We start from the raw sequence: 3,376 nt of genomic DNA, 5'->3' as shown, positions 1-3,376 counted from the left end.
GGCCTCGACGACGCGGGCGCCGGCGAAGATGTCGGCGAAGGCGAGGATCTGGCCCGCGTCCTTCGGGTAGACCACCTGTGGCCCGCCTCCCTGAACGACAGGGCTGCGGGCCACAGGTGTTGTGCGGCTCCCGGACTGGTCTGGGGGTGGGGCTGCGGATCAGCTCGCGTTCTTGGTCAGGTAGTTGTTCAGACCCGGCACCTTGAGCGTGCCGCCGAACTGGCCGGCCTGGGTGACCTTGACGTTCGTGAAGAACGCGAAGGGCACATTGATCGGGGGCGGGGCGGTGGGGCTGAAGGTGATCGGGATGATGCCGAAGAGGTTGCCCTTCAGCTCCTCCGTGTACATCGTCACCTTGCCGTTGCGGATGGTGGACGTCGAGCCGTCCCGCGCCTGGACGTGGGTGGTGGTCCCGTCCGGGCCGACCGCCTTCTGGTGGAGGTCCTTGATGTCGATGGAGTCGGCGGTGAACTTCAGGACCTTCTTGACCTTCCCGTCCGCCGTCTTCACCTCCACGATGCCCGCGTAGTCCAGCCCCGTGAGGGTGAGCAGCGAGGATTCCAGAATCCACGGGTCGGTCGGCAGCAGGGGCACGCCCGGCTCCAGCTCGGCGGCCGCGAGGGCTTCCGGGTCTTCGGTCGGACACGGGAACGGCTGCTTGGCGCCGTCCGGGATGTCCTCGTCCTTCTTCGCGTCGAGGCCCTTGGCGTCCTCGTCCAGCTCCTCGACCGTCTGGCCCGCCTCGGCCGCCGCCGCGCGGATCTCCGCCTCGGTCTTCTCGGCAGCCGCGGCCGCCTTCTTCGTGGCGGCGTCGGCAGCGTCGGTTGAGTCGTCGGCTTCGGTGGACCCCGCCGCCGGTGCTCCTGCCGGCTCGTCCGAACCGGAACCGGTCTCCGAGGCGGCCGGGGCCTGGGTGGTGGCACTGGGAGACGGAGTCGCCTTGTTCGGGTCGAGGCCGTCGAAGAAGTCCTTGATCGCGTCGCCGACACCGAGCGGGTCGAGCGGGTTGGTGCTCTCGGTGGGGGTGGGCTCGGCTGCGGACTTCGCCGCCGCGGCCGTCTCGTCCTGCGAGGTGTCGGCGGCGGGCGCCTTCGACGTCGCGGACGGGGACGGGGTCGTGGTCGCCGTGGCGGAGGGCTCGTCGTCCTTGCCCTCGTCCGTGCCCGCCGGGGCGGAGTCGGAGGCCGAGGGCGACGGCGAGGCGGACGTCGACGGTTCCGGCGACTCGCTCGCCTCGTCGGACCGGGTGACGCACGGTCCGGGCGCGTACGGGATGTCGGACGCGTCGTCCGCCATGGCCAGCTTGGGTGTGAGGCTCATGCCCACGAAGACCGCCGTCGGCATCGCGGCGAGCGCGAAGGCCTTCTTGCCGGACGGCAGGTTGAGCTTCATCAGGAGCGACTTGCGGGGGGCCGCGTGGCGCGGGCCTCTCCGCTCGCGGGCGGCTTCGCCCGCGAAAGTGTCGGAGTAACCGTCCTCACGCACGGTGCCTCCCGCCGTCCGTCTCGACGCCGTCCGCCGTGTCGTAGGGGGCCGGCTGCTGCGCGGGGAAGGCCTCGGCACCCTGGAACCCGGTGCCGGGCGGCACGCTCGCGAGGGCCGGGTTCTCGGTGCCGTAGTGCACCGGGGCGGCCGGGCTCTGGGCGGGCTCACCGAGCGCGGCCGGGTCCTTGGCGCTCTCGGCGTCGGCCACCGGCCGGCCCGGGGCCCAGGAAATGGCGAGCGCGCCACCGAGCATCGCGAGGACGAAGCCCATCACGAAGCCGCCGAAGTTGGCGATGGGTATGGAGATCAGCGCGAGCAGGATCGCGGCCACTCCGGAGAACACGCGGACGATGTGGTGGAACCACATCGTCAGGCCCAGTGTGACGAGCAGGACCCCGATGATCAGCGAACCGGCGCCGGCCGTGGTGGACATCGCCAGCGTGACGTTGCCGAGGTGCATGTTCGCGTACGGGAAGTAGGCGATGGGTATACCGCCCGCCATGGTGAACAGACCTGCCCAGAACGGCCTGTTACCCCGCCAGGTGCGGAATTCCCGCCTGAAGACGGTGAGGTAGTGCTCGTTCTGCCCTGTGGACTCGGGGCTCATGGAAAACAGCTCCCTGGAACCGGTATCGCTGTGAGAAAGGGAGGGTGGGTGGCCGGGACCCCTGACGAGGGACCCGGCCGCCCGAACAGAATGCCTACCGCTACTTCTTGAGCTGGCACTCGTTAGCGCCCGCGTTCAGACGCAGACTCAGGTTGCTCAGCTTGAAGGTGCCGGCGGTGGTCGCCCAGGCCCTCTGCTCGACGTTGGTGAGCGTCGCGTGCTCGGCACGCTGACCGAAGCCGTACGCGGCGGCACCGTCGGTGGCGCCCGTGTTCGGCTGGGTGCCGAAGTTGCCGTTGCTCTCCTTGCCGAGGCTGTTCGCCGCGACACCGATGTCGATGTTCTTGAACTCGGCGTCGGCGTCGAGCTGCGAGACGTCCAGGTAGAGGTTGTCCGCCACGACCGGCTTGTCGGCCTTGGTGCCCGCCGTCAACGTCAAGGTCCACTTGCCGATGTACGGGATGTCGGTCACGACGGACTGACACATGTTCGTGATCTCCGCGTGGCTGAAGCCGGAGACCGCGACCGGGTGGCTACCCGCGCCGCCCTTGGCGACGTTGCCGTACTGGACGAAGTTGTCGCCCTCGAGGCTGTCGGCGGTGACCTTGAAGTCCTGCCCCGAGATGCTGAACGACGCCGCCAGCGCACCCTGCGCGAGGCCGACGCCCACCGCGGCGGTCGCGACGACGCTCGGCACCATGACCAGGGCGAAACGCTTCCATCTCGTTCCACCGCGTATCTGGGAACTCATATATTTCCTCCTTCTCGGACGTACATCTCCGGCCGGGCTCGTGCCCGTCCTGGGATGGGAGAAGTGCTACGTCCTCGGGAAGGAGAGCGCCCGTTCCGGAGGCGTGTACCGCATCCGATGCACCGGCGATCACCCCCGAGCGACAAACCACTGACCGCGCGGTCCGCGCAGCCGGTCGGACAGGCCCCGCCCTCGGGCAGGAACCCCCCTGTCCTGGGTCGGCGCGTGTTCCGCCGGCCCGCCCGGTGGGGACCAACTGCCCCCGGCGCCGACTGGCGGTCGAGCTGGCGGGTATTGGACCGAGCGTGGCCGATCGTGGTGCATTCGGGGCCCGTGCACAAGGGGTGTCGTTACTCGCTAGTAACGGGCTGATAACCGGTGCGCGACACCAGGACACGGACCGGCCACGCAGGGTGGCACGAAAGGGACGCCCGAACCGGAGAAAAACTCCGCGCAACCGGACAGAAGACCCGAGATGATTTACTGCCAGTAACAGCGGCCCATTGGGTCAAGTTTTGGCAAAGTGGAGCCTC

General features: G+C 69.1%; 3 protein-coding genes and 1 pseudogene. All 4 read right to left on the bottom strand.

What is annotated here, in order from left to right; genetic code table 11:
- Window positions 1-84: pseudogene (locus ACFWEP_RS33270) on the bottom strand (tRNA methyltransferase); the annotation flags it as partial.
- 75 nt (window positions 85-159) lie between these two features.
- Window positions 160-1,485, bottom strand: coding sequence for a hypothetical protein (locus ACFWEP_RS33265; RefSeq protein ID WP_387375822.1), 1,326 nt, complete (start codon window positions 1,483-1,485; stop codon window positions 160-162).
- Entirely contained in the window at window positions 1,478-2,092 is a 615-nt protein-coding gene (locus ACFWEP_RS33260) for a DUF6114 domain-containing protein (protein WP_387375820.1), read from the bottom strand. The genes ACFWEP_RS33265 and ACFWEP_RS33260 overlap by 8 nt, the downstream gene beginning before the upstream one ends.
- 100 nt (window positions 2,093-2,192) lie before the next feature.
- The gene (locus ACFWEP_RS33255) at window positions 2,193-2,843 is read right to left on the bottom strand and encodes a DUF6230 family protein (protein WP_387375818.1); all 651 of its coding nucleotides are present in this window, start codon (window positions 2,841-2,843) and stop codon (window positions 2,193-2,195) included.
- Window positions 2,844-3,376: the final 533 nt, after the last annotated feature.

The sequence above is a fragment of the Streptomyces sp. NPDC060198 genome, assembly GCF_042728415.1.
In the GTDB taxonomy this organism is placed as follows: Bacteria; Actinomycetota; Actinomycetes; order Streptomycetales; family Streptomycetaceae; genus Streptomyces.
Note: the sequence above shows the minus strand (reverse complement) of the source record. Positions and strands in the feature narration are given on the sequence as shown.

What these genes read in the sequence shown, in the direction of transcription:
- ACFWEP_RS33260 (WP_387375820.1), bottom strand. Translation starts at nt 2,092, where the DNA reads ATGAGCCCCGAGTCCACAGGGCAGAACGAGCACTACCTCACCGTCTTC.
- ACFWEP_RS33255 (WP_387375818.1), bottom strand. Translation starts at nt 2,843, where the DNA reads ATGAGTTCCCAGATACGCGGTGGAACGAGATGGAAGCGTTTCGCCCTG.